We start from the raw sequence: 23,008 nt of genomic DNA on the forward strand, positions 1-23,008 counted from the left end.
CCACTCCGCGATCGGCCAAATCACCCCGAACAGCTACGAGACCGCCTACACGGCGACCACATCCGCTACCCTCGCGGAAGCGGCATAACCGAACCGACACCGTGTCCACGATCGAGGGTCAAGGCCCCCGGACGCATCGCTCGACACGTCACCGCCTGACATCACGCTCAGCTACTCCGCGAACATCATGGAGATCGGCCCGATGATCGTGCTGCAGGACGCCGCGGGCCGCGACTGGGCGATCGGCGAGCCCGTCATCGACGGGACGACGGTCACGAGCACCGTCGTCAACGCCCTGCCCGACGGCGCGTACACCGTCAACTGGCGGGTCGTCTCCTCAGATGGGCACCCGATCACGGGCACCATCCCGTTCACGGTCGGCGATCCCACGGCGGCGGACGCGCCCGCGGCACCGGCACCCTCGGACCCGGCCACCGCTGCCCCGACGACGGCCGACCCCGCCCCCACTGAGGCGGCGCCCTCCGAATCCGAGTCACCCTCCGGCGCGACGACCCAGCCGACGTCCGAGATCACCTCGCAAGCGGCGTTCGACGTGCCGCGGATGCTGCTCATCGGCGCGCTCGGGGCGCTCGTCGCGCTCGGCGTCGCCTGGCTGATCGTCCGGGCACGCAAGGGCGGTCAGGCGCAGCCTGAATCGGCTGAGGCCGACACCGATGCGCGCTGACGCCGCCGCCACTCCTTCTCTCTTCTCTCTCCGCAAAGGAACCACGCTCATGACCCGTACCACCACGAACCTCCCTCGCCCCCTCGCAGCGGCCGCCCTCCTCGCTGCTGCTGCGCTCGCCCTCACCGGATGCACGGCCGCCAGCTCGACGGCCACCCTCGACGCCGCCTCGGCGGGTCCCGCCGCCGAATCCGTCACCGTCGAGAACGCCTGGGTGAAGGCTGCCGACTCCGGCATGTCAGCGGCGTTCGGCGAGATCGAGAACACGGGTGCGGGAGACGTGACGATCGTGTCGGTCGCGAGCCCAGCATCCACCGCGCTCGAACTGCACGAGACCGTCGAGAACGAGACGGGCGAGATGACGATGCGTGAGAAGGGTGGCGGGTTCACGATCGCCCCCGGCGAGACGCTGACGCTCGAACCCGGGGGCAACCACATCATGCTCATGGACCTGCCCGAGCCCGTTGTCGCGGGGGACGAGCTGAGCTTCACGCTCACGTTCTCGGACGAGTCGACCCTCGACTTCACTGCCCCGGCCAAGGACTACGCCGGGGCCAACGAGAACTACGAAGACGGCGACATGGGCGGCGACATGGAGATGGACCACTCCGACATGGACCACGCCGAGCACGGCGACGACGCGGACAACAGCTAGTGCCCGGCGACCAGAGCCCTGGTCGCCCCCGCCCGACTCGGCGACAGCTCCTCTTCGGGGGTGCTGTCGCCGGGTTCGGCGCGGTCGCGGCCGTGGGCGCCGACCAGGCGCTCCGTCTCGCGGGACGCCAAGAGCCAGCGGGAGCGGCGGATGCGGCTGCCGACGCGAGCCCGGGCGGTGCCGGTGAGCTGACCGGGTCAGGCGTCGTCCCGTTCTACGGGCCGCACCAGGCGGGCATCGCGACCGTGCCGCAGGCGCACGCGACGCTCGTCGCCCTCGATCTGCGAGACGGCATCGACCGCGCTGGGCTGCGGCGACTCATGCAGCTCCTGACCGACGATGCGGCGCGCCTCACCCGCGGTGAGCCGGCACTGGCCGACTCCGAACCCGAGCTCGCGCACCTGCCGGCCAACCTGACGGTGACGTTCGGGTTCGGTCCCGAGTTCGTGCGGCGCGCATCCACCACTGCAATGCAGGCGCCCGCCTGGCTGCGCCCGCTGCCGCCGTTCGGCATCGATCGGCTCGAGGCGGCGTGGAGCGACGGCGACCTGCTGCTGCAGGTCGCGTCCGACGACCCGTTCACGGTCGCCCACGCGTTGCGGATGCTGCTGAAGGACACGCGCAGTTTCGCGACGGTGCGGTGGACGCAGCCCGGGTTCCGCCGGGCGCGCGGGTCGGAGGCCCCGGGCACCACGATGCGGAACCTGTTCGGGCAGGTCGACGGGACCGTCAACCCGGCGCCTCCGACGCTCGACTTCGAGCAGCTCGTCTGGATTCGCGAGGGCGCGTTCGCGGGCGGGACGGGCATGGTCGTGCGGCGCATCCGCATGGACCTCGACAAGTGGGACAGGCTCGACCGCAGCGGTCGCGAGCAGTCGGTTGGCCGCACGCTCGCGAACGGTGCCCCGCTGACCGGCACGGACGAGCACGACGAGCCGGACTTCTCGGCCGAGAACGCGGCCGGGTTTCCCGTCATCGCCGAGTTCTCGCACATCCGGCGGGCGCGATCCGAGGACGCGTCGGAGCGGTTCTTCCGTCGCGCCTACAACTACGACGATGCGCCCACGGGGGAGGAGATCTCGAACTCGGGGCTGCTCTTCATCGCCTTCCAGGCGGACGTGGATGCGCAATTCGTGCCCATCCAGCAGCGGCTCGACGAGCTCGACCTGCTCAACGAGTGGACGACGCCCATCGGGTCTGCCGTGTTCGTCGTGCCGCCCGGATGCGCGGAAGGCGGTTACGTCGGCGAGGGGATCCTCGGATGAGCGGACCAAGACCGCGCGCCCGGCGCGTCTCGAGCACGGGATGGGTCGGGCAGCTGCTGATGCGCCTCCACTTCCTCGCGGGCGTCTTCGTCGGCCCGTTCATCCTCGTGGCGGCGCTGAGCGGCGCACTCTACGCGCTGACCCCGCAACTCGAGCAGCTGGTCTACGATCACGAGCTGCATGCGCCGGTCTCCGAGAGCGCCCTGCCGCTCGGAGAGCAGATCAAGGCAGCAGACGCGCACGTCGGGCAGGACGAGACGATCGTCGCCGTGCGTCCGGCCCCGAACCCGGGCGATACGACGCGGGTCATGTACGCGGATGCGACGCTCGGGGAGAGCACGACGCGGGCGGTGTTCCTCGACCCCGCGACGGCAGAGGTGCGCGGTGACCTGCCCGTCTACGGCACGTCCGGTTCGCTGCCGCTGCGCACCTGGATCTCCGAGCTGCACCGAAGCCTGCACCTCGGTGATGCTGGCCGGCTCTACAGCGAGCTCGCGGCATCCTGGCTCGGGGCCGTCGCGCTTGCAGGGGCAGGGCTCTGGGCCACCAGGTACCGGCGGGCGCGAACGGCGAAACGGGCGACGCAGCAGCGCAACCTGCTGCGGCCGAACCTGCTCGCTACGGGGTTCGCGCGCACCCGCAGCCTGCATGCATCCACCGGCATCTGGGTGCTGGCCGGGGCGCTGTTCCTGTCGGCCACGGGCATCACGTGGTCGCAGTACGGGGGAGCGAACTTCACGGAGCTGCGCGCGTCCGTGGGGTGGACGACCCCGGCGCTCACGACGAGCCTCGACGCGGCCGGCGATGCAGCCGCCGATGAGCACGCCGGGCACGGGCACCACGGGCACGGCAGCGGGACACCGAGCCTCGATGCTGGCGAGCTGAGCCCGGGCGCCTACGACTCGGTGCTCTCCATCGCGCGCGAGGTGAACGTGAACACCGGGCTCGTCGAGATCCGGCCGCCGGCGGAACCCGGCACGGCGTGGGTCGTGCAGGAGATCCAGCGCAGCTTCCCGACGGAGGTGGATGCGGTTGCCATCGACGGCACGACCATGCAGGTGGTCGACCGGGTCGACTTCGCAGAGTTCGGGCCGGTCGCGAAGCTCAGCCGCTGGGGCATCGACCTGCACATGGGTTCGCTGTTCGGCCTCGCCAATCAGCTGGTCCTCTTCGCGGTTGCGGTGGGTATGGCGGCGATGGTCGTGTGGGGGTACGTGATGTGGTGGCAGCGTCGGCCGAGGCACGACCCGTCGCGGTTGGTCGGTGCCGCTCCGCTTCGTGGAGCGCTGCGCCGCGCGCCGAGGTGGGGCATGCTGCTCGCGCTCGCCGTGGCCGTGGCGCTGGGCATGTTCCTGCCGCTGATGGGCGTGAGCCTGATCGTCTTCCTGGTCGTCGACGTCACGGTCGGGATGCTCGCTCGTCGGCGATCGCGATCGCGATCGCGATCGCGATCCGGGGCGCGGCCGTCCGACCTGACGCGCGGTCAGCGGGCCGGCGGGGTCAGTCCCGCGAGCGATGGCTCGAGTGCGGGTCGGAGCGTGGGTTCGAGCTTGGACTCGAGGTGACGCCGGGCCACACGTAGTCGAGGCCGCGTTCCGCGTCGGGGAACAGAGCGCCGTAGAACTCCTCGTCCTTGGCGATGAGCTTCGAGCGGTGCGACTCGTGGAGTGCCTCGTCGCCCAGCCAAGGTGGAGGGTCGGACACCCTGAAGTCCGGCCCTCTGCTGGTCGCCGCCTCCTCGAAGATGGCAAGCGTCTTCTCGGCGCAGGTGTCGGCGTAACCGCGTCCCACCCATTCCGCGCAGAACGCGCCCTGGTAGTCGAGGAGGGCCCGTTCGTAGCCGATCCACATCTTCACGACGGGATGCTGCTGCCACCCGTAGCCGGGCACGGTCAGCGCCTTCATGACCTGCAGGGTCTCGACGCGCTGCTTGCCGAGGCGCTGCCGGTCGAGCACCCGCGCGGATTCTGCGAAGTCTGCATAGGGGAGGAACGTCTGCATCGATCCGTTCTACCGTGCGGGGATCCGCGGACGCGGGGAGGGTGTCGGCAGCTTCCCGAACGATCTTCTCGGACCGGACCAAGAATGTCGGTGGTCGGGTGGAAGCTGATCGCATGATCGATGAAGTGCTCGCGACGAGAATCCCGGCGGGGTGGAGGCCACCCGATTCGTTGGTGGAGCGCGTGCGAATGCTCGAGCGCTTCCTGGTGGTCCGGTCGATCGCCGATGCCGACGCTGATCTCGCCCGCGCTCAGGCTGAGCAGGCGCGCGTCTACGCACTCGCGGCTCGGACGGCCCTCGCAGAGGACGAGCGCGAGGGCACACTGGAGCAGGAGTGGGCGCTTCGCTCGTGGAAGGCGGAGATCGCCGCGGTCACGAGGACTTCGAGGCAGGCGGTGTCTGGCATCATGGGCCGCTCGGCGATCCTCACTGAGGACTTTCCGCTCGTTCATGCCGCGCTCGCGGCGGGCGAGGTGTCGATGGCGCATGCCCGCATCGTGTGCGAGGCGGGAACGATCGTCGTGCACGAGGACCCCGCGGAACAGGCCGCGCGTCGCGAGCTGTTCGTGCAGCTCGCGCTCGAGAAGGCGCGTTCGACGTCACCTGGCAGGCTGAAGGACTTCGCCATCAAGCAGGCGGAGCGGCTGACGGCGTCGTCGCTTGAGGAACGCTACGAGCAGTCGATGCAGTCCCGGGCCGTGCTCGTCTCGAGTGAGGCGGATGGCATGGGCTCGCTCGGGGCGCGGCACTCGCTGCCGGTGCTCACGGCGATCGATGGGCGGTTGTCCGAGATCGCGAAGGCCATCATCGCGGCGCGGGGCTCTGATTCCGACGACCCGCGGACCTTCCACCAGGTGCGGGCCGACGTGTTTGCCGAGCTGCTGCTCACGGGCAGGCTGACGACCTGTCCGGAAGCGGCGGGCATCACGGCGAAGGTGTCCATCACCTTGCCGGTGCTCGCGATGCTCCACGCTCAGCACGGCGACGGCGACGGCGACGGCGCCAGCGACGGCGACGCCGACGGCCGCGCGCTCGATACGTCGCCCGCGCTCCTCGACGGCGTCACGCCCATCCCGATGAGCGTCGCGAAGGCGCTCGCCGCCAACGCGCCAGCCTTCGAGCGCATCCTGACCCACCCGATCACTGGAACGGTCGTCGAGGTCGACCGCTACCGGCCGACGGAGGCGATGCGCGCGTGGCTGCGGGCGCGGGATGTGCACTGCAGGTTCCCGGGATGCCGGCTCCCTGCAGAGCGCTGCGACCTCGACCACACGATCCCGGCGTCTGAAGGCGGGCCGACGAGCCTCGTCAACCTCGCTGACCTCTGTCGCTGGAACCACACGGTCAAAGGCAACACCGGTTGGGAGGTCTGCCAGCTGCCCGGCGGAGTCATGGAATGGACATCGCCCACGGGCATCCCGCTGAAGGATGTTCCCGAACCGAGGGGCGTCACCTTCGGGCCCTCCCCGCCCGGCGAACCGGGCCTCGAGATCGGAGGAACTGCCTACCGGGTGCAGCCGCCGGGGCTCGGGCTTGGACTGAGGACCGGCGAGGAGCCGAGCGTCATGCCGGGCCTCGACCCTCCGCCGTTTTGACCGGGCTCCGACTCGTTCCCCGACTCTCGTGAACGCCCGCAGCTCCCGCCGCCGCGCGGTGCGGCGACAAGGAGCAGCAGAGCGGAGGAGCTGCAGAGCGGAGGAGCTGCGGTGAGGAGCTGGGCTGCCCTGCCCCGGCCTGTGCCCTGGACTTACGCCGTCGTCGGCCCGTAGAACCCGTTGATCTCGGAGAGCTCGAGCTCTGCGGTCGCCTGGATGAGGGCGAGCAGGTCGGTGTCGAGGCCAGGCGCGAACTCCTCCAGGCGTTCGTGGGCGATGAACGACGGAGCTCCGACGGGGGCCTGCTCTGAAGCGTCCAGCGTCGTGCCGTCCTTCGAGGGTGAGTCGCCCTGGAAGATCTTCCCAGCTTCCGACTTGCCGTCGAGGTCGAACGAGTACTGCTTGCTCTGCAGGCCCAGGTCGAGCAGCTCCTTCACCTCGGGGAACGACTCGGCGTTCGTCTTCGGGATGGGCAGCAGCGACTTCCAGTTCACGCCGAGCGTCTCGAGGGCTTTCGCGTACGCGTTCTCGTGTGCCTGGTCGCGCACGATGAGGTAGGCGATCGTTCCGCGCGCCGTCGGGTTGTCGGTCATCTCGTAGATGCGGCACTTCTGGAGGCGCCCCGTCGACTCGAGCATGAGGTTGTAGAGCAGGTCGAGGGGCAGGTTGCCGGAGTTGTAGACGTAGCTGCCGCTCCACGGGTTGCCCGCCGCATCCACGGGCAGAGCGCCCTGCGCGCCGACCAGGTAGTGGTGGATGTTGTTCGTGTCGAGGGCGATCTTCAAGGGCGTCGCGCCGCCGGCACCCGGCTTGTCGAGCGGGTCGGTGAGCTTGCCCGTGTACTCGGGTGACCCGTCGAGGAGCCGCGAGATGGTCGTGCCGATCAGCTCGACGTGGCTGATCTCCTCGGTGCCGATGCCCTGGATGAGGTCGCGGTACGGCTTCGCCGTCGGGCCGCGGAAGTTCATCGCCTGGAAGAGGTACTGCATCATGGTGCGCATCTCACCGAACTGCCCGCCGAGCCCCTCCTGCAGGGCGTTCGCGGCTGCGGGGTCTGGCTCCCCGTCGGCGATGTCGTTGATCCAGGTCTGTGCGTGGAAGTACATGGGGGAGTCTCCTCGTCATCGTTCCGGTTCGACGCGGATGCGCCGGTACCGAGAGACCATCAACCGCGACTGTGTTTTCAAGAGGGGTACCGCGAACCGGGGCTGAAGGTGTAGAACGCGCGAAACCGCCTATTCTGCGGGCGTCACCTCGCGCGAGGACTTCGAGCGGCGGGTGACGCGCAGCACGAAGTACGTGGCGACGCCGACGGCGACGATGATGCCGCCGCGCAGCCACACCTCGCCGCTCTGCTGGGTGAGGAGCACGATGCAGGAGACGATCGCGAGCACGGGCAGCACGGTCCAGGCTTTGAAGTGGGCGTGCTCGACCTTGTCTCGGCGCAGCACGAGCACGGCGAGGTTCGTGCTGAGGAACACGATGAGCAGCAGGATCACGACGGTCTCCGCGAGCACGGCGATGCCGCCCGTCGCGGTGAGGACGATCGCGAACACCGTCGTGGCGATGATCGCGACCCACGGGGTGCGTCGCCCGGGGAGCACGCGCCCCAGCATGCGAGGCAGCAGCCCCTGGCCCGCCATGCCGTAGGTGAGGCGGCTGGCCATGATCATGGTCAGCAGCGCGCCGTTGGCGACCGCGATGAGGGCGATCGCGCTGAACAGCCAGGCCGGCACGGGCACCCCGGTCGCCTCGATGACGTTGAGGAGCGGACCGGTGGACTCGGCGAGCTCGTCGGAGGGGACGGCGATGGATGCTGCTGTGCCGACGAGCATGTACATGAAGCCCGCCGTGAGCAGCGAGAAGAACAGCGCCTTCGGGTAGACCTTCGACGGCTCGCGCACCTCCTCGATGAGGTTCGCGCTCGTCTCGAAGCCGACGTAGGAGTAGTAGGCGAGGAGGGCCGCGCCGAGCACGGCCGGGAACGGGTTGATGTCGTCGCCGAACGACACAGCCCGGCCGATGTCACCGCCGCCGTTCCCGACGAGCACCCCGACGAGCACCACCACGAGGACGAGGCCCGTCAGCTCGATGCAGGTCATGACGATGTTCGAGCGCAGGGACTCCTTGATGCCGCGCAAGTTGACGAGCGCGATGAGCACCAGCAGGAGGGACGCGCCAACGACCGGCGGCAGGTCGATGAACGTGGCGAGGTAGTCGCCGCTGAACGCGAGAGCAAGGCTGGCCGCGCTGACGACACCCGCCGCGAGCATGCAGAACCCCACCATGAACGACACGAACTCGGAGCGGTACGCGCGCTGCGCGAACACCGCCGAACCACCCGCCTTCGGGTACTTCGTGACGAGCTCGGCGTAGGACGCGGCCGTCAGCAGCGCCATGCCGAGCGCCACCAGCAGGGGCAACCAGGTGACGCCGCCCACTTCGCCGGAGATGGTGCCGACGAGAGCGTAGATGCCAGCCCCGAGCACGTCGCCGAGGATGAACACGAACAGGAGCAGCCCAGTGACGTCGCGCTTGAGGGCCGGGGTCGACGACGGGGAAGATGTGGGGGACATGCCCCGATTGTCGCGCGCATCCGGAGGGCAGTCCTCGCCCTTGTCAGGTGCGTCGCCGTATGCAACGGCGCCGCCCGTGCACCCGCGGTCCCGTGCAGCCGCGGCCCTGAGCACCCGAGGCCCTGTGCATCCGCACTGCACGCGACTCCGGCCTGGCCAATGGAGCGGCCCGTTGCTACCGTTGAACCTTGAAGCCCCGGAATCGGGCTTGCGGACGAGGGAGCAGTACCCGCACCACGACAAGACTGACTCAGAAGGAGCCGTCGTGGCTTGGTTCGTGTTGATTCTGTCTGGAATGCTGGAGGCCGTCTGGGCCTCAGCTCTGTCCGCCTCGAAGGGCTTCAAGAGGCCCGTCCCCGTCGTCGTCTTCCTGGTGTCGCTCACCATCAGCATGGCCGGCCTCGCGTGGGCGATGACGCAGCTGCCGACCGGCACCGCGTACGCGGTCTGGGTGGGCATCGGCGCGACGCTCACCGTCATCTGGGCGATGGTCACCAAGCAGGAGCGGGTTTCCGTCGCACGGGTCCTGTTGCTCGTGCTGCTCGTCGGCTCGGTCATCGGCCTCAAGGTGGTGAGCTGACCATGGCGTGGATCGCACTCGTCATCAGCGGCATCCTCGAAGCCGTCTGGGCCACCGCCCTCGGCCAGTCGGAGGGGTTCACGCAGCCCCTCCCCACGATCGTCTTCTTCGTCGGGGTCGTGCTCAGCATGCTCGGCCTCGGCTGGGCGGCGGCGCGCATCCCGATCGGCACCGCCTACGCCGTCTGGGTCGGCATCGGGGCGGCCCTCACCGTCATCTACGCGATGGCGACCGGCGACGAAGCGTTCTCCCCGTGGAAGGCCGTCTTCATCTCCGGCATCATCCTCGCCGTGATCGGGCTGAAGCTCGTGCCAGACAAGAAGAAGGAAGCGGTCGCTGAGCCCGTGGCGCCTCCGGCGCTCTGACCTGGGCCGCGCGCTGATCGCGGCCACCTCCTCCTGGCGGACAGCTGTGCGGCAGACTTCGGCGACAACTCGCGCCTGACGGACGCTCAACGGACGCGAACGCCCCCGTCGTCACCGAAGTTTGCTGGTCGTGTCGGCGACCGGAATTGCGAACCGCGATCGTGGCGGCCCTCGGCGCGCATCCAGTCGAGCGTCCGTGGCCGCACGTACGCTGTCCCTTTCGACGCCAGGCACCCCCACGTCCCGACCCCAGGAAGGGCCCGCATCATCGTCTCGTCCGCAAGCTCCCCCGCTCGCGCCCGTCTCCTCACGGCTCTCGGCGCCGGCGTCGCGTCGGCCTCGTTGCTGACGGGATGCGCCGGGTCGTTCTTCTCGCCCGCGTACGGCGAGGACGAGGTGGGGAGTGGGGCGCAGGAGCCGCAGGTGCAGACGGAGCCCTACCTCGACCCTGCCGCTGAGGGATACCCGGTGGCGCCGCCGCAGCAGCTGCCCGAGTCGGCCGGGTTCGGCATCTGGGATGTGCCAGTTGCGGAGCTCGCTTCGCCCGCCTGGGCGCAGGCGACGTCCGATGCGACGGGCATCCCGGTCCGCGCCCTCTCGGCATACGCGGGGGCCGCGATCCGGGTCGCGGAGACGCGGCCGGAGTGCGGCATCGGCTGGAACACGCTCGCCGGTATCGGCGCGGTCGAGTCCAAGCACGGCACCTACGGCGGGTCGCAAGTGCTGGACTCCGGCCAGGTCGAGCCGCCCATCATCGGGGTGCCCCTCGACGGCAGCGAGGGATTCCTCGCGATTCCGGACACCGACGGCGGCGCCCTCGACGGTGATACCGAATGGGACCGGGCAGTCGGCCCGATGCAGTTCATTCCGGAGACGTGGGCGAAGCACGGGCAGGACGCGAACTTCGACGGGGTCGCCGACCCCCACCACATCGACGACGCCGTGCAGACGGCGGCCGCCTACCTGTGCGAGCGGGGCGGCGACCTCACCACCGACGACGGGTGGAACACGGCGATCTCGGCGTACAACCTGCCGGCCGAGTACGCGCGCGAAGTCGCGGGGTACGCGGAGCTCTACGCGAGCTAGAGCTCCTCTGCGCTCGGCGCCACGACGCCGCCCGGGCTGTTGGCCATGCGAAGCAGGTGCGCGAGGACGCGCCGGTCGAGGTCGGTCGGCCGCTCGCCTCGGTAGTTGAACAGGACCGGGACGTTGGCGCTCATCCAGACGGCGTCGCGGCCGCCGCCGGTGAGCGCGTCGTTGCGCCAGCTCAACAGGAACGACTCGCCGCGCCTGAGTTTCGTTCCGACGACGGCTTCGAGGTGCGCGAGCACCCGGTCGTCGAACTCGGTTGGTGTGTTGTCATAGATGAAGGTGCCCATAGTGTTGTCTGGCGCGGATGCGGTGAGCATTTCCGCGCCAGACGACGCTATTGACCCTGGCAGTTAGCGCCGAATCTCTTGACAAATCATAGAGTTTCCTCTACTCATGGCCGACCTCGACGCAGGGAATCGCCATGGTCGCGACGAACGCCCCGTCCGAGTGCATCACCGGTGGGGCGGACTCGTCGAAGATCGCGGCCTCGCCCTCGGCGAGCTCGGTGCCGCCGAGGCTCAGGCGGCCGCTGATGAGGTAGATGGCGCGAACGTCGGGGTCGAACTCGATGGGGTCGCTCACGAAGGCCCGGCCGAGGATGATGGGCTGCATCTCCGACTTGCGGGTCACCCGCAGCAGCCTGGTGCTCTTCGCGCGCCCGATGGAGCTGCGCAGCAAGAGGAGCGGGGTCGTCGACTCGACGACGATCTGGTGGTCGGCCCGCACCTTCTCCTGCCGGGTGCCATCCACGAGTCGCAGCTGCGGGCCGCTGATGCCGAGCCAGTGGTCGACGGTTCCCTCGGGCCGGTGCAGCGACTTCACGTTGCGTTTCACGTCGACGAGCGACAGGCTCCACCTCGGATCGACCTCGTCGTCCGGGTCGCGCCAGATCTCGTGCACGCTCCCGGAGCGAAGGTCGGTGCCGAGCCGTTCCCGTGGCAGCGACTGCGGCGTGACGATCTTCATCGAACGGCATCCAATCTACGAAGCTCAGTTGCTGGGGAACCCCGTTGTCAGGGGGGGAGAGGCCAGAAGGTGGCGGCCAGTCTGCAGACTGTGCCGCCACCTTCATGGTCAGTGAGCGGATGCTCGTCGTGCGGGGCGGATGCTAGACGCGGGCATCCTCGAGCACGTAGCCGGCCTCACCGTGCGAGACGGTGTCGAGGCCTGCGATCTCGTCCTCGTCCTTCACGCGGAAGCCGATCGTCTTGTGGATGACGAACCCGATGATGAACGCGCCGACGAAGGAGTAGGCCATGACCGCGAAGGCTGCGATGGCCTGCACGAGGAGCTGCGTGCCGTCACCGCCGAGGAAGAGGCCGGTTCCGTTGGCGAAGAAGCCCAGGTAGAGGGTTCCGATGAGGCCGCCGACGAGGTGGATGCCGACCACGTCGAGCGAGTCGTCGAGGCCCAGCTTGAACTTGAAGTCGATCGCGAGGGCGCAGACCGCACCGGCGATGACGCCGAGGAGGATCGCCCAGACCGGGTCGAGGGATGCGCAGGCCGGGGTGATGGCGACGAGACCGGCGACGGCACCGGACGCGGCACCGACCGAGGTTGGCTTGCCGTCGCGGATCTTCTCGACGACGAGCCAGGCGAGGAGCGCCGCCGCGGGGGCCGCGATGGTGTTGACGACGGCGAGGGCGGCGACGCCGTCAGCGGCGAGCTCGGAGCCGGCGTTGAAGCCGAACCAGCCGAACCAGAGGAGGCCTGCGCCCAGGAGGACGAAGGGCGGGTTGTGTGGGACGTGCGCTCCCTTGCCGAAGCCGACGCGACGCCCGAGGACGAGGGCGAGGGCGAGGGCCGCCGCACCGGCGCAGATGTGCACTGCCGTGCCACCGGCGAAGTCGATGACGCCGACGCCGAACGTCTCCTGCAGCCCGTAGGTGATCCAGCCGCCGTAGGCGAAGGAGCCGTCGTCGGCGAGCCCGAAGTTGAAGACCCAGCTGGCGACGGGGAAGTAGACGACGGTCGCCCAGATGCCGGCGAAGATCATCCACGAACCGAACTTCGCGCGGTCGGCGATGGCGCCGGACACGAGGGCGACGGTGATGATCGCGAAGGTCGCCTGGAAGGCGGCGAACGCGAGCGGCGGGTAGGCGGCGTCTTCCGGGACCTCGAGGAGGCTGGAGAGCCCCATCGCGGACGGGTCGATCGCGAAGAGCGGGCTCAGGCCGTCAGCTGCCGGGAAGGCGATCGAGTAGCCGTAGAGCACCCACAGCACGCCTATCAGGCCGATCGCGCCGAAGCTCATCATCATCATGCTGATCACGCTCTTCGCCTTCACGAGGCCGCCGTAGAAGAAGGCGAGTCCAGGTGTCATCAGCAGCACGAGCGCCGCCGCGAAGAGGATGAATGCGGTATTTCCTTGATCCATCGTTGTAGACCTCTCTGCAAGGGGACGCCGTGGGCGTCGGGGTGCACTCAGCTTGCGCTCAGGCTGTTTCGCCTGTGAGGCCGTGGTGTTACGCGAACGAATGAAGTTCATGTCCGGCGTGTTTCCGCGGTGTCGCACGAACCGCGGTCTCGCCTTGCGCTATGTGACGCCCTGAGTAGTCCGGCGTAGTCGCCGTCTTACGGTTGCGGGCGGGGTCTGCCTACCATCCCCGCATGAGCACCTCGGCCTTCCTCGTCCAAGACGCATCCGTCGATCGCGCCCAGTTCAACCGAGACTGGGAGGCGTGGCACGTCGAGCACGAGCGGCGTCGCGCCGACGGCCACGGATTCCTCGCAGTGACGAGCCTCACGTTCCTCTCGGAGGAACCGCAGGCCATCGAGGGCATCCCAGGTGCCTGGTCGCTTGAGGATGGTCAGGCGGTTGTCGACCTCGCAGACGGCGAGACCCTCGAGGCCGACGGGCTGCTGCTGCAGGGTCCGCGCCTTCACCGCTTCCCGTGCATCGCCGAGCGCGACGGGGTCAGCGCCCGCGCTGGGAAGGTGCTCATCGAGATCGCCAAGCGCGGCGGGTTCACGATCGTGCGCCCCCGCGACCCCGACTACGACTATCTGGCCTCCTACTCGGGCACCCCCACGTACCTGCCCAACCTGCGCTGGCGCGCCGAGGGCAGCTTCGAGGCGTTCGACGAGCCCCGCGACGTCACGGTCGGCGCGGCCGTCGAGGGGCTCGAGCACGTGTACTCCTCACCTGGCAAGGTCACCTTCGAGCTGCGAGGCGAGCGGTTCTCGCTCACGGCCTTCAACGGCCACGAGGCCGGCTCGCTGCTCGTGCTGTTCACGGATGCGACGAGCGGGCTCACGACGTACGCCGCGAACCGCGCCCTCTCGGTCTCGGCTCCGGATGCGGACGGCCGCGTCACGGTCGACTTCAACCGCGCCGTGAACCTGCCGTGCGCGTACACGGTCTTCGCGACGTGCCCGCTGCCTCCCGCCGAGAACCGGCTGCCGGTGGGCATCGAAGCTGGCGAGAAGACGCCGCTGTCCAAGGCCGGCGACGACGCGGGGAGTGAGCCCGCGTGAAGTTCCAGGTCCTCGACATCGTCCCGTACGTCGCGAACCCGGTCACGGGGGAGCAGCTGACACCGTCGGAGCGCCTCCACGAGACGCTCGAGTTCGCGCGCAGGGCTGAGGAACTCGGCTTCGACGCCTTCTCGGTGGGGGAGCGCCACGCCGGCCGCTTCCTGTCGTCGTCGCCGAGTGTGCTCCTGGGGGCCATCGCCGCGCAGACGTCGACCATCCGCCTGCAGACGGGGGTGACGGTGCTGTCGATCCTCGACCCCGTTCGGGTGGCCGAGGACTTCGCCACCATCGACCAGCTCTCCCGCGGACGCCTGGAGATCACGATCGGCAAGGGCAACGAGGTCGCCCAGTTCCCGCTGTTCGGCCTCGAGATCGACGACCAGTGGGAGCTGCTCGCTGAGAAGTACGCGCTCCTACGGCAGCTGTGGCGCGAGACTGAGCTCGACTGGCCTGGCACCGAGTTCACGCGACCCCTCACGAAGGTCACGACCCTGCCGCGGCCCTACGCCGGACCGCCCCGCGTCTGGCACGGCTCGGCGACCACGCTCGCCTCTGCTGCCCTCGCCGCGAAGTGGGGCGACCCGCTCTTCTCGGCGAACGCCATCCAGCCGCTGCGCAACTACGAGGTGCTCGTGCGCCACTACCGCGACGAGTTCGAGCGACACGGGCACGACCCGAACACGGCGTACGTGGGCGCCGGGGCCGGATCTCTGTTCATCGCGGAGACCAGCCAGGCGGCGAAGGAGCAGTACGGCCCCGTCTACGAGGCGCTCGTCGCCGCGACGAACGTGCCTGGCAACAACTCCGTCTTCCGCGACATCGACCACGCCATCGCCGAGGGACCAGCGCTGGTCGGCAGCCCGCAGCAGGTGATCGACAAGATCGGACGCTTCCACGGAGCCTTCGGCCACGACCTGCAGTCGATCAGCCTGCCGACGACGCTCCCGCACGAGCAGCAGCTCGAGCAGCTCGAGTACTTCGCGACGGCCGTCATCCCCGCGCTCCGCGAGGAGTTCCCCACGACGCTCTGGGGCGACGGCGACGCGCAGCTCGGTCGGGCCTGCAGTGCAGAGCCCGTTGGAGCATCCGCCGCATGACGCGGACTGCACCCGTCGCGACCCAGGATGCACACGCGACGCCACCCGCCCCACTGCGGGTTCGCGAAGCGCAGCCAGCGGACTGGCCGGAGGTGGTCAGGGTCAGCGAGGCTGCCTTCGCCGCCGGCCCATACGGGCATCTGCCCGTCGGCGAGGAGCGGCGGCGCTTCGTGCAGGACGTCGAAGGCCGGGCCGCGGCGGGCAGCGTGCTCGTGGCGGAGCGTCTGGTCGAGCAGGCCAGCGAGATCGTCGGCACGCTCAGCATCGCCCGGGCGGGCACGGGCCCGTCGCGGCTGGCGGTCGCCGACGAGGCCGAGGTGCGGCTCCTGGCCGTCTCGCCCACCGCCCAGCGGCTCGGCGTCGCGAGGCGCCTCATGCTCGCGACGAGCGAGACCGCCCTCGGCTGGGGCGCATCCGCGCTTGTGCTCGACACGGGAGACCGCAACTTCGGGGCGCAGGCGCTCTACGAGGGCCTCGGGTACCGGCGCACCAACGAGCCGCGCCAGTCCGACGAAACCGAGGGACGCATCCCGCACGTCGACTACCGGCTGCAGCTGCAACCCGCCCCGGGCGTCGTCGTGCGGCTCGTGCGGCCCAGCGAGGTCGACGCCGTCGCCGAGCTGTCGCTGCGCGCCTACGAGCTCGAGTACACCATCTCCGGCAACTACCGCGACGACATCGTCTCCGTCGGCGAGCGAGCGGCGGCCCACCAGGTGTGGGTGGCGGTGGATGCGCAGAGCGGCGAGCTGCTCGGGTCCGTCGCGACGCCGAAGCCGGGGGAGCACCTCACGTCGCTGCCGCAGCGTGATGACGAGCTCGACTTCCGGCTGCTCGCGGTCGACCCGGGTGCCCGCGGGCGCGGTGTCGGGGCCGCGCTCACGACGCTCGTGATCGAGCTCGCACGGCTGCGCGGACTCCGTCGAGTCGTCATGAACAGCGGACCGCAGATGGTGCGCGCCCACCGGCTGTACGAGCGCCTCGGGTTCTCGATCCTCGAGTCGCGCGTGCGCACCGTCGATCCGGGTGACGGCCGCGCGCCGTTCCAGCTGCTCGCGTTCTCGATCGACGTGTGACCTAGCGAGCCGCCCCGCGCGAGTCTGGACGTTGCCCAGGAGCCACCGATCCGACGCGGAGGTCGGTTCCGAATGATGGTGGAAGCGTCGCAGAGCGCGGCGCGGGAAGGCAACCAATGACTGAGATCCTCGCTCACCACGGCCTGCTCACCGACACGAAGCTCCACGTCGACGACACGGGCGGGACTGGCCGCCCTGTTGTGCTCATCCACGGCTGGCCCCTCTCGGGCAAAGCCTGGAATCACCAGGTGCCGGCATTCGAGGCGGCCGGCCACCGCGTGGTGACCTACGACCGCCGCGGCTTCGGCCGCAGCGACAAACCGCTGACCGGATACAGCTACGACGACTTCGCGGACGACCTGCAGGCCGTCCTCGAGGCCCTCAACCTGCGCGACGTGACGCTCGTCGGGTTCTCCATGGGAGGCGGCGAGGTCGCACGCTACCTCGCCAAGTTCGGTGACGAGCGCGTGCACAGCGTCGTCTTCGCATCCGCCGTGCCGCCGTACCTGCTGAAGACGCCCGCCAACCCCGACGGCCCCCTCGAAGCGGGGGAAGCCGCGAAGATGACGGCGGCGCTCACCGCGAACCAGGAGTCGTTCTACGACGACTTCATCACCACGTTCTACTCGGTCGACGGCACCCTCGTCGTCTCCGAGGCCGAGCGGCGGGCAGCTGTCGAGCTCACGGAGCAGGCGTTCAAGCCAGCCGCACTGCAGGCCATGGCGGCGTTCGCGAACACCGACTTCCGCGACGACCTGCAGGCGGTGAAGGTGCCGACGCTCGTCATCCACGGCGATAGCGACGCGACCGTCCCGTTCGAGGGTTCGGGCCTGCGCACGCATGAGGCCATCGCCGATTCGGAGCTGCACGTCGTGGCGGATGCGCCCCACGGCGTCAACGTCAGTCACGCCGAAGAGTGGAACCGGGTCGTGCTGGAGTTCCTCAGCCGCTGACCGCGTGTCCCCTGACGACCGGCTCGCAGGGGTGACCGGACTTGTGCGGGAGCTCACAGCTGGCCAGCCTGCGCCCGACGCGGAAGCGCCCAGATCCCCGTCGTTCCGGGCGACGCAGAGTTCGCTGACAATCGCGGAGGCCACGGATTGCAGCCCGATGCCACCGGCCTCACGTTGACAGGATGACAACCGCCTTGATGATCTGGAGGCAGATCGACCCGCAGAACCGAAGCATCCCGAGACGACGAAGGCCAGGCAGGCGCCGGCCGGAGGAGGCGTGATGAAGACGAACAGCGTGATTGAAACCAGCGAACTCGACGCGACCGCGTCAACCGCAGTGGAAGGCGCCCGCCCTGCCGCGGCACCCAGCGGCGGCGGGAGCCCGAGCCGCGACGCCCACGGCCTGCCGACGGGTGCCGCCCTCCTGGAGTGGCGCCGCGCGCATCCCAGGGCCACGATCGCGGACGCCATCGCCGCGCACTGACGGGCGCGGCGGGCGATTAGGCTTGGCCTGTGACGACAGACCGCGACGCCCTCATCGAACTCATCCGCGACGAAGCCGTGTTCCACGGTGACTTCACCCTCACGAGCGGGAAGAAGGCGACGTACTACATCGACCTGCGCAAGCTGAGCCTCGACCACCGCGCGTCTCCCCTCATGGGCCGCGTGCTGCTCGACCTCATCGAGGAGTTCGGGCCCGTGGATGCTGTGGGTGGCCTCACGATGGGCGCCGACCCGCTCGCGAGCGCCGTCATGCACCAGGGGCTCGCGCAGGGCAAGGTCGTCGACGCGTTCGTCGTGCGCAAGGAGCCGAAGGACCACGGCCGCGGCCGCCAGGTCGAGGGACCCGATCTGAAGGGCAAGCGGGTCGTCGTGCTCGAGGACACCTCCACGACGGGCGGCTCGCCGCTGAAGGCCATCGAGGCCCTCGAGAAGGTCGGAGCGAACGTCGTCGGCGTCGCCGTCATCGTCGACCGCGCCACGGAAGCGCAGGGCATCATCGAGGCCGCGGGCTACCCGTACCGTGCCGCCATCGACCTCGAAGACCTGGGCCTCGCCTAGGCGCTCGCGGCGTGACCAACATCCGCGGAGCTGCTGGGCGCCGCAACCGCGGCGTGCTGGCGGCGCTGCTCGGCGCGCTCGTCCTCGGCGGGGTTGCGCTCGGAGTCTGGCTCCAGCCGTTCGGCGACGGGACCGTGCCGCCAGAAGAGACTGCCGGCCCGCCCACGACGACGGTGCCGCTCGCCGGCGTCGATGCCTCCCTGCTCGAGCCTGGCCAGTGCATCCAGGACTTCGTGTCGGCGTGGGAGCCACGCTTCGAGGTCGTCGACTGCGCCCTCGAGCACTCCGGACAGCTGCTCGCCGAAGTCGAGGCGACACCCCTCTCCGAGAGCGACGAGTACCCGGGCGAGGAAGCGCTGCGCGACCGCGCCCAGATCACCTGCCAGGCGACGGACGTCCTCGACACGACCGTCGCGGCGACCGTCCCCGGACTCGTCATCGAGGCCAGCTACCCGCTGAGCCAGGACGACTGGGACGCAGGGCACCGCAGCTACCGCTGCTTCGCCTCCACACCGGGAGCATCCACGACTGGCTCGCTCACTGCCAGCGAGTAGTCCGGCGGCAGCCCAGGGCGCGACGACTACCCTGATCGCATGACCTTCGTGAGTGAATCCATCGACATCGATGTGCCCGTCGACGTGCTGTTCAGCCTGTACGCGGAGCCGGAGTCGCTCCCCAGCGTGCTCAGCATCGTGAAGCACGTCGAGGTGCTCGGCCCCGACCTCATCCGGTGGGATGTGGAGCTCGTCGGCCAGCGTCGGTCCATCGACGCGAGGGTCGTCGTCAACGAGCCGGGTGAGCGCCTGCGCTGGGAGTCGGTCGAGGGGCGCGCGTCCTTCGCCGCCGAGGTGCGCACCGAGGCGATCACGCCAGCGAGCACCCGCGTGACCGTCGACGCCGAGTTCGACGCCGGCGGCATCGCCGAGCGCCTCGGCCTCGCGAAGCCCATCGCCGCTGCCGCCATCGCCAGCGAGCTCCGCAACGCGAAGAAGAGTGCGGAGGCGCAGGCCGCGCAATAGCGCGTGCGGGAAGCTGGGCGGGAGCGGATAGCCCGGTGAGCCTCCGCTGAAGACCCTTGAAGGGCCGAGCGCCATCTGCCCACGATGGACGCATGTCCATGGCAGAACCATTCATCCCCCGCCCCCACGAACAGCGCGAGGTGCCCGCCGCCTTCGAGCCCGGCCCAGGTGCGCCAGGTGCCGCCGGAGCCGAGTCCCCAGCCCAGCAGCCCGACGTCCTGCCGCCGCCCGACCCTGAGGAGCAGGCCATCGAAGACGCGGGCCTCGACGACGACATCAACCGCTGAACGACCGCAGCCGAGACGGAGGAATCATGAGCGACACCAACGAGTTCTCGAACCTGAGCACGATGCCCGACCGGAACGGCCTCGAGCCCGCAGAGCCGGACGCTGTCGACTCGGACACGGTCATCGACGACAAGCCGGACTCCGCTGAGGGCGTCGACGCGCCGGACAGCCCCGTCGACTACGCCATCAAGGTCGCGCGGGGCGACCACTCGACTGAGGCCTGACCCCGCTGTTCGCTTGACGCGGAGCGTCACGAGGTCGCGCTTCGCAGGGACCTGTCGTACGCTGACAGCAGAGTCCACGTGCTCCGGGGTCGGTGTAATTCCGAGCCGGCGGTTATAGTCCGCGACCTGCTCCCGCAAGGGAGTGGCTGATCTGGTGAAATTCCGGAACCGACGGTGAAAGTCCGGAAGGGAGGTGCACGTGACGGCACGCCTCGGCGTACCGTCAGCTCGTGGAATCCGCTGACCTGTACGGCGAACCCACGCGCCTCGTCATCCCCGGAGCTTTCCACGAAAGCCGGGTAGATGAACACGACGTCAGCACGCATCTCCGCACCGATCTCGGTGGCGGTCGCGGTGCTCGCTGTGTGGTGGGCCGTCACGGCCGCCGGTCTCATCTCGCCGCAGTTCCTCCCCGCGCCGGGACAGCTCGCCGAGCGCTTCTGGCTCGACGTGACGCAGGGCCCCATGCTCTCCCACGCCTGGGTGACGCTGTCCGCGGCCCTGCTCGGCAGCCTCCTCGCGATCCTCGTCGCTGTCCCGCTCGGCTACCTCATCGCGCGCCTGCCCTGGGTCGACGTCGCGATCACCCCGTACGTCGCCGCGTCGCAGGCCGTGCCGGCCATCGCGCTGGCCCCGCTGCTCGTGCTGTGGATCGGCTACGGCCTCGCGCCCACGGTCGTGCTGTGCGCCATCATGTCGTTCTTCCCGATGATCGTCACCACGGTGCTCGGGGTGCGGCAGCTCCCGCAGGACGTCATCGAGGCCGGCCGCATCGACGGCGCCAACTGGTACCAGCTGCTGTGGTGGGTCGAGGCCCCGCTGGCCCTGCCGAGCGTGCTCGCCGGAATCCGTGCCGGCGTGACGCTGTCGATCACGGGTGCCGTCGTCGGCGAGTTCACGATGGGCGGCCGGGGCCTCGGGATGCTCCTCACCCTCAACCGCGACGCCAACGACATCCCGGGCATCTTCTCCACGCTCCTCATGCTCGTCGTGCTGGCCGTCGCGCTGTACATCCTCATGCGCCTGTTCCAGAACGCCGTCACCTGGAACGACGACGAGCCCAAGACGAAGCGACGAGCCCGCGTGCTCGCCGACGAACCCCTCCCCGCCTGACCCTGCCCATCTCGACCAGGAGACGCTCATGAACCTTCACCTCACCACCGCAGGCCGCGCTGCTCGCGGCCCTCGGGTACTGCGCTCCCTGGTCGCTGCGGGTGCTGCGGCGGCCATGGCCGTGCTCGCCGGATGCTCGATCTCCCCCGATGGCAACGCCACAGACGTGACGGCCGAGCCTGCGGGAGCCGCCACCATCGGCCTCACGTACACCCCGAACATCCAGTTCGTGCCGTTCTACGTGGCCGAGGCGAAGGGCTTCTTCGAGGATGAGGGCGTCGATGTCGAGCTGCGCCACCATGGCGAGGGCGAGGACCTCTTCGGGGCCCTCGCGAACGGCACCGAGGACTTCGTGTACGCGGGCGGCGACGAGATCACGCAGGCCCGTGCCGCAGACATCCCGGTCACCTCGGTCGCGACGCTCTACAACACGTACCCGGCGACGCTCATTGTGCCGGAGGACTCCGACATCAAGACGGCAGCGGATGCGCGCGGCAAGACGATCGGCACGCCCGGCCCCTACGGGCAGACGTACTTCGCGCTGCTGTCGCTGCTGCAGAGCAACGGGCTCACGGCGGACGACGTGAAGATCGAGCACATCGGCTACACGCAACAGGCGGCGCTCACCACCGGCGCCGTCGACGGGGTCATGGGGTACGTCAACAACGACGCGGTGCAGTTCGAGAAGGCCGGCTTCCCGGTGCGCACCATCGAGATCGCGCCGGCGGACGCGCCGACCCTCGTCGGCCCGTCCCTCGGGGTCGCAGACTCGATCATCGAGGGCGATGACGCCACGATCACGCCCGTGCTCGAAGCGCTGGCCCTCGCGACGCAGTACGTGATCGACAACCCGGACGAGTCGATCGACATCGCCGCCGAGTACATCCCGACCCTCTACACCGACGAGGCGAAGAGCGACGCGCTCGCGACCCTCGAGGCGACCATCCCGTTCCTGTCCGCACAGGACGGGCAGCCGCTCTTCACGAACGACGCCGAGGTGTGGGCCACGATGGCGACGTTCATGAGCGAGCAGGACCTGCTCGAGAAGCCGCTCGAGGGTGACGCCTTCACGAACGCGTACGTGCCGCAGGGCTAGGAGGCACTTGGCGCGCAGCGGTTCGGCTCCCGGTCCTGCTCTCCCCGGCCGCATGAGTGAGCCAGATACATCGTCCTGCCGGTAGAAGGGTGCATCTAGCTCACGCTTACACCGCCGCCGCGCCGTCGGGCTGGGCCTCGTCGTCCAGCTCACCGTCACGTCCCGCCATCCGCTTCTGGATGGCGGACGTGACGGGCCCGGTCAGGAGCAGGACCAGCCAGCTGTAGCGGGCCGGATCCGGGCCGAACGCGAACGCGACCGGGATCGAGAGCGCGAACACGGCGGGAACGACGAACGTGAAGGCCGAGCGTCGGCGGGCGGCGGCCGAGTTCTCGGTGAGCCCGCGGCGCACGGCGACGACCCAGATCATGTGCTGCGCGAGAGACGCGCAGATGATCGTCACCGCGTACACGACCACAGGCAGCGGCTGCATGTCGAGCGTCGACTCGCTCATGGCAGCGGTCGAGAACGGCAGCACGACGATGAAGAACATCGCGATGATGTTGGCGTTCAGCAGCGCGCCGTCAAGCGCCGAGACCTGGCCCATGAGCCGGTGGTTGATTTTCCAGAAGTTCGCGATCACGAAGAAGCTGATCGTGAATGCCAGCAACTGGCCCAGCACACCCGAACCGGCGAGCGCATCCCAGCTCGCCCAGTGATCGGCCGTCGGGGGTTCGATGCCAACGATGAGGATCGTGATGGCCACCGCGTAGATGGCATCGAAGAACGTCAGCCCACGGTCGAACTCGATGGTGCCGCGTGCGTAGCTGCGTGAAGCCATGTGGGGGATGCT

26 protein-coding genes, 1 pseudogene and 2 riboswitches are annotated in these 23,008 nt (G+C 69.4%); of the genes and pseudogenes, 20 read left to right on the forward strand and 7 right to left on the reverse strand.

What is annotated here, in order from left to right:
* Positions 1–136 precede the first annotated feature (136 nt).
* From ABVF28_RS14660 to ABVF28_RS14675, 4 genes and pseudogenes are all read left to right on the forward strand, one after another.
* A pseudogene (locus tag ABVF28_RS14660) lies at positions 137–685 on the forward strand (copper resistance protein CopC); the annotation flags it as partial.
* Between the two features lie 49 nt (positions 686–734).
* The gene (locus ABVF28_RS14665) at positions 735–1,340 is read left to right on the forward strand and encodes a copper chaperone PCu(A)C (protein WP_371031054.1); all 606 of its coding nucleotides are present in this window, start codon (positions 735–737) and stop codon (positions 1,338–1,340) included.
* Positions 1,340–2,605: a Dyp-type peroxidase gene (locus ABVF28_RS14670; protein WP_371031055.1), complete on the forward strand. Its 1,266-nt coding sequence runs from the start codon at positions 1,340–1,342 to the stop codon at positions 2,603–2,605. The genes ABVF28_RS14665 and ABVF28_RS14670 overlap by 1 nt, the downstream gene beginning before the upstream one ends.
* The gene (locus ABVF28_RS14675) at positions 2,602–4,170 is read left to right on the forward strand and encodes a PepSY-associated TM helix domain-containing protein (protein WP_371031056.1); all 1,569 of its coding nucleotides are present in this window, start codon (positions 2,602–2,604) and stop codon (positions 4,168–4,170) included. The genes ABVF28_RS14670 and ABVF28_RS14675 overlap by 4 nt, the downstream gene beginning before the upstream one ends.
* Here ABVF28_RS14675 and ABVF28_RS14680 read toward each other — a convergent pair.
* On the reverse strand, positions 4,106–4,606 hold the full coding sequence (locus ABVF28_RS14680) for an MSMEG_6728 family protein (protein WP_371031057.1): 501 nt from the start codon (positions 4,604–4,606) through the stop codon (positions 4,106–4,108). The genes ABVF28_RS14675 and ABVF28_RS14680 overlap by 65 nt on opposite strands.
* 113 nt (positions 4,607–4,719) lie before the next feature.
* On the opposite strand from ABVF28_RS14680, the gene ABVF28_RS14685 reads away from it, so the two are divergent.
* Positions 4,720–6,201 (forward strand): DUF222 domain-containing protein, encoded by a 1,482-nt coding sequence (locus ABVF28_RS14685; protein ID WP_371031058.1) that lies wholly within the window; start codon positions 4,720–4,722, stop codon positions 6,199–6,201.
* A 152-nt stretch (positions 6,202–6,353) separates the two neighbouring features.
* Here the strand turns inward: ABVF28_RS14685 and ABVF28_RS14690 are convergent, their stop codons facing one another.
* Together ABVF28_RS14690 and ABVF28_RS14695 are read right to left on the reverse strand one after the other, a co-directional pair.
* Positions 6,354–7,307: a manganese catalase family protein gene (locus ABVF28_RS14690; protein WP_371031059.1), complete on the reverse strand. Its 954-nt coding sequence runs from the start codon at positions 7,305–7,307 to the stop codon at positions 6,354–6,356.
* 129 nt (positions 7,308–7,436) lie between these two features.
* Complete coding sequence (locus ABVF28_RS14695) at positions 7,437–8,777, reverse strand: APC family permease (protein WP_371031060.1); 1,341 nt, start codon at positions 8,775–8,777, stop codon at positions 7,437–7,439.
* A 188-nt stretch (positions 8,778–8,965) separates the two neighbouring features.
* Positions 8,966–9,032: riboswitch (guanidine-III (ykkC-III) riboswitch) on the forward strand.
* Positions 9,033–9,042: 10 nt separating this feature from the next.
* Here ABVF28_RS14695 and ABVF28_RS14700 point away from each other — a divergent pair.
* The 3 genes from ABVF28_RS14700 (at position 9,043) to ABVF28_RS14710 (ending at position 10,808) form a co-directional block, all read left to right on the forward strand.
* On the forward strand, positions 9,043–9,357 hold the full coding sequence (locus ABVF28_RS14700; protein ID WP_211892149.1) for a multidrug efflux SMR transporter: 315 nt from the start codon (positions 9,043–9,045) through the stop codon (positions 9,355–9,357).
* A gap of 2 nt (positions 9,358–9,359) precedes the next feature.
* Positions 9,360–9,722, forward strand: a complete 363-nt coding sequence (locus ABVF28_RS14705) for a multidrug efflux SMR transporter (protein ID WP_104310258.1) — start codon at positions 9,360–9,362, stop codon at positions 9,720–9,722.
* Between the two features lie 423 nt (positions 9,723–10,145).
* Complete coding sequence (locus ABVF28_RS14710) at positions 10,146–10,808, forward strand: lytic transglycosylase domain-containing protein (protein ID WP_371031061.1); 663 nt, start codon at positions 10,146–10,148, stop codon at positions 10,806–10,808.
* Here the strand turns inward: ABVF28_RS14710 and ABVF28_RS14715 are convergent.
* From ABVF28_RS14715 to ABVF28_RS14725, 3 genes are all read right to left on the reverse strand, one after another.
* A complete protein-coding gene (locus ABVF28_RS14715; protein WP_179557073.1) occupies positions 10,805–11,101 on the reverse strand; it encodes an ATP-dependent DNA ligase in 297 nt (98 codons plus the stop codon). The genes ABVF28_RS14710 and ABVF28_RS14715 overlap by 4 nt on opposite strands.
* Positions 11,102–11,201: 100 nt before the next feature.
* Positions 11,202–11,780, reverse strand: a complete 579-nt coding sequence (locus ABVF28_RS14720) for a hypothetical protein (RefSeq protein WP_371031062.1) — start codon at positions 11,778–11,780, stop codon at positions 11,202–11,204.
* Between the two features lie 142 nt (positions 11,781–11,922).
* Positions 11,923–13,191, reverse strand: coding sequence for an ammonium transporter (locus ABVF28_RS14725; protein WP_104310262.1), 1,269 nt, complete (start codon positions 13,189–13,191; stop codon positions 11,923–11,925).
* A gap of 233 nt (positions 13,192–13,424) precedes the next feature.
* Here ABVF28_RS14725 and ABVF28_RS14730 point away from each other — a divergent pair, with 233 nt between their 5' ends.
* The 12 genes from ABVF28_RS14730 to ABVF28_RS14785 all read left to right on the forward strand — a co-directional run bounded on the left by ABVF28_RS14730 (position 13,425) and on the right by ABVF28_RS14785 (position 22,215).
* A complete protein-coding gene (locus tag ABVF28_RS14730) occupies positions 13,425–14,291 on the forward strand; it encodes a DUF1684 domain-containing protein (RefSeq protein ID WP_371031063.1) in 867 nt (288 codons plus the stop codon).
* A complete protein-coding gene (locus ABVF28_RS14735) occupies positions 14,288–15,388 on the forward strand; it encodes an LLM class flavin-dependent oxidoreductase (protein ID WP_371031064.1) in 1,101 nt (366 codons plus the stop codon). The genes ABVF28_RS14730 and ABVF28_RS14735 overlap by 4 nt, the downstream gene beginning before the upstream one ends.
* On the forward strand, positions 15,385–16,461 hold the full coding sequence (locus ABVF28_RS14740; RefSeq protein WP_371031065.1) for a GNAT family N-acetyltransferase: 1,077 nt from the start codon (positions 15,385–15,387) through the stop codon (positions 16,459–16,461). The genes ABVF28_RS14735 and ABVF28_RS14740 overlap by 4 nt, the downstream gene beginning before the upstream one ends.
* Positions 16,462–16,577: 116 nt before the next feature.
* On the forward strand, positions 16,578–17,414 hold the full coding sequence (locus tag ABVF28_RS14745; RefSeq protein ID WP_371031066.1) for an alpha/beta fold hydrolase: 837 nt from the start codon (positions 16,578–16,580) through the stop codon (positions 17,412–17,414).
* 280 nt (positions 17,415–17,694) lie between these two features.
* Positions 17,695–17,898 carry a hypothetical protein gene (locus ABVF28_RS14750; RefSeq protein ID WP_371031067.1) on the forward strand — a complete coding sequence of 68 codons (204 nt, stop codon included), beginning with the start codon at positions 17,695–17,697 and terminating at the stop codon, positions 17,896–17,898.
* A 29-nt stretch (positions 17,899–17,927) separates the two neighbouring features.
* Complete coding sequence (pyrE, locus tag ABVF28_RS14755) at positions 17,928–18,476, forward strand: orotate phosphoribosyltransferase (protein WP_371031068.1); 549 nt, start codon at positions 17,928–17,930, stop codon at positions 18,474–18,476.
* 11 nt (positions 18,477–18,487) lie between these two features.
* Positions 18,488–19,030, forward strand: a complete 543-nt coding sequence (locus tag ABVF28_RS14760; protein ID WP_371031069.1) for a septum formation family protein — start codon at positions 18,488–18,490, stop codon at positions 19,028–19,030.
* Positions 19,031–19,069: 39 nt separating this feature from the next.
* Positions 19,070–19,495, forward strand: coding sequence for an SRPBCC family protein (locus tag ABVF28_RS14765; RefSeq protein ID WP_104310269.1), 426 nt, complete (start codon positions 19,070–19,072; stop codon positions 19,493–19,495).
* Between the two features lie 98 nt (positions 19,496–19,593).
* Positions 19,594–19,782, forward strand: a complete 189-nt coding sequence (locus ABVF28_RS14770; protein WP_371031070.1) for a hypothetical protein — start codon at positions 19,594–19,596, stop codon at positions 19,780–19,782.
* A gap of 26 nt (positions 19,783–19,808) precedes the next feature.
* On the forward strand, positions 19,809–20,006 hold the full coding sequence (locus tag ABVF28_RS14775; protein WP_371031071.1) for a hypothetical protein: 198 nt from the start codon (positions 19,809–19,811) through the stop codon (positions 20,004–20,006).
* Between the two features lie 75 nt (positions 20,007–20,081).
* Positions 20,082–20,208, forward strand: a riboswitch (FMN riboswitch).
* Between the two features lie 101 nt (positions 20,209–20,309).
* Complete coding sequence (locus ABVF28_RS14780; protein ID WP_371031072.1) at positions 20,310–21,119, forward strand: ABC transporter permease; 810 nt, start codon at positions 20,310–20,312, stop codon at positions 21,117–21,119.
* 28 nt (positions 21,120–21,147) lie between these two features.
* Positions 21,148–22,215, forward strand: a complete 1,068-nt coding sequence (locus ABVF28_RS14785) for an ABC transporter substrate-binding protein (RefSeq protein WP_371031073.1) — start codon at positions 21,148–21,150, stop codon at positions 22,213–22,215.
* Positions 22,216–22,321: 106 nt separating this feature from the next.
* Here ABVF28_RS14785 and ABVF28_RS14790 read toward each other — a convergent pair whose 3' ends face one another.
* Positions 22,322–22,996: a TMEM175 family protein gene (locus ABVF28_RS14790; protein ID WP_371031074.1), complete on the reverse strand. Its 675-nt coding sequence runs from the start codon at positions 22,994–22,996 to the stop codon at positions 22,322–22,324.
* Between the last annotated feature and the right edge of the window lie 12 nt (positions 22,997–23,008).

Origin of the sequence: Pseudoclavibacter sp. JSM 162008, from assembly GCF_041366455.1 — a bacterium.
Lineage (GTDB): Bacteria > Actinomycetota > Actinomycetes > Actinomycetales > Microbacteriaceae > Pseudoclavibacter.

Bases quoted from the DNA above. Each gene is read 5' to 3' on its own strand.
- ABVF28_RS14665 (WP_371031054.1), top strand. From the start codon at position 735: ATGACCCGTACCACCACGAACCTCCCTCGCCCCCTCGCAGCGGCCGCC.
- ABVF28_RS14690 (WP_371031059.1), bottom strand. From the start codon at position 7,307: ATGTACTTCCACGCACAGACCTGGATCAACGACATCGCCGACGGGGAG.
- ABVF28_RS14695 (WP_371031060.1), bottom strand. From the start codon at position 8,777: ATGTCCCCCACATCTTCCCCGTCGTCGACCCCGGCCCTCAAGCGCGAC.
- ABVF28_RS14680 (WP_371031057.1), bottom strand. From the start codon at position 4,606: ATGCAGACGTTCCTCCCCTATGCAGACTTCGCAGAATCCGCGCGGGTG.
- ABVF28_RS14685 (WP_371031058.1), top strand. From the start codon at position 4,720: ATGATCGATGAAGTGCTCGCGACGAGAATCCCGGCGGGGTGGAGGCCA.
- ABVF28_RS14765 (WP_104310269.1), top strand. From the start codon at position 19,070: ATGACCTTCGTGAGTGAATCCATCGACATCGATGTGCCCGTCGACGTG.
- ABVF28_RS14780 (WP_371031072.1), top strand. From the start codon at position 20,310: ATGAACACGACGTCAGCACGCATCTCCGCACCGATCTCGGTGGCGGTC.
- ABVF28_RS14725 (WP_104310262.1), bottom strand. From the start codon at position 13,191: ATGGATCAAGGAAATACCGCATTCATCCTCTTCGCGGCGGCGCTCGTG.
- ABVF28_RS14750 (WP_371031067.1), top strand. From the start codon at position 17,695: ATGAAGACGAACAGCGTGATTGAAACCAGCGAACTCGACGCGACCGCG.
- ABVF28_RS14720 (WP_371031062.1), bottom strand. From the start codon at position 11,780: ATGAAGATCGTCACGCCGCAGTCGCTGCCACGGGAACGGCTCGGCACC.
- ABVF28_RS14715 (WP_179557073.1), bottom strand. From the start codon at position 11,101: ATGGGCACCTTCATCTATGACAACACACCAACCGAGTTCGACGACCGG.
- ABVF28_RS14730 (WP_371031063.1), top strand. From the start codon at position 13,425: ATGAGCACCTCGGCCTTCCTCGTCCAAGACGCATCCGTCGATCGCGCC.
- ABVF28_RS14745 (WP_371031066.1), top strand. From the start codon at position 16,578: ATGACTGAGATCCTCGCTCACCACGGCCTGCTCACCGACACGAAGCTC.
- ABVF28_RS14675 (WP_371031056.1), top strand. From the start codon at position 2,602: ATGAGCGGACCAAGACCGCGCGCCCGGCGCGTCTCGAGCACGGGATGG.
- ABVF28_RS14770 (WP_371031070.1), top strand. From the start codon at position 19,594: ATGGCAGAACCATTCATCCCCCGCCCCCACGAACAGCGCGAGGTGCCC.
- ABVF28_RS14785 (WP_371031073.1), top strand. From the start codon at position 21,148: ATGAACCTTCACCTCACCACCGCAGGCCGCGCTGCTCGCGGCCCTCGG.
- ABVF28_RS14775 (WP_371031071.1), top strand. From the start codon at position 19,809: ATGAGCGACACCAACGAGTTCTCGAACCTGAGCACGATGCCCGACCGG.
- ABVF28_RS14740 (WP_371031065.1), top strand. From the start codon at position 15,385: ATGACGCGGACTGCACCCGTCGCGACCCAGGATGCACACGCGACGCCA.
- ABVF28_RS14705 (WP_104310258.1), top strand. From the start codon at position 9,360: ATGGCGTGGATCGCACTCGTCATCAGCGGCATCCTCGAAGCCGTCTGG.
- ABVF28_RS14790 (WP_371031074.1), bottom strand. From the start codon at position 22,996: ATGGCTTCACGCAGCTACGCACGCGGCACCATCGAGTTCGACCGTGGG.